Origin of the sequence: Maribellus luteus (assembly GCF_003576475.1) — a bacterium.
Lineage (GTDB): Bacteria > Bacteroidota > Bacteroidia > Bacteroidales > Prolixibacteraceae > Draconibacterium > Draconibacterium luteum.
In genome coordinates this window covers 1-550 of record NZ_QWGR01000226.1, presented here as the reverse complement: position 1 = coordinate 550, position 550 = coordinate 1, and the positions used below count along the sequence as shown (strand labels likewise).

Below are 550 nucleotides of genomic sequence, written 5' to 3'. Positions count from 1 at the left end.
CTGGGGCACTGCCCTCGCCAGCCACGCCGCGCAATCGCACGACGTCGTGCTGTGGGGGCGTGACGCGAGCCTCGTCTCGCAAATGGCCGCCACGCACATCAACGCGCCGTATCTGCCGGGCATCGCGTTGCAGGCGTCGTTGCATTTTTCCGCTGATTTGCAGGGCGCGCTCGACCATGCGGCGGGCGACGACGCGCTTGCCGTCATTGCCTCACCCGTCGCGGGGCTGGCCGATCTCGCGCGCACGATTGCCGCGCACGGCGGTGTGCGCAACCTGATCTGGCTATGCAAGGGTTTCGACCCCGAGACCAGCGCGCTGCCGCACGCCATCGTTGCCGATGTGCTGAAGGCGTCGGGCCGTACGGACCTCGCCGTTGGTGTGCTGTCGGGGCCGAGTTTCGCCAAGGAAGTCGCGCAGGGTTTGCCGTGCGCCATGACGGTCGCTTCGACCAGTGCGGCACTGTGCAAGCTGACACAGCGCGGTTTTCACCCTCACGCGATGCGCGTGTACGCCAGCGACGACCTCGTCGGTGTGGAAGTGGGCGGTGCC

The 550-nt window shown here is 67.8% G+C and carries 1 protein-coding gene; it reads left to right on the top strand.

Annotated features, from left to right (window positions below):
• Positions 1–550 (top strand): NAD(P)H-dependent glycerol-3-phosphate dehydrogenase (locus D1614_RS28690; protein WP_119440534.1); only part of this gene is annotated, 550 nt, incomplete at both ends.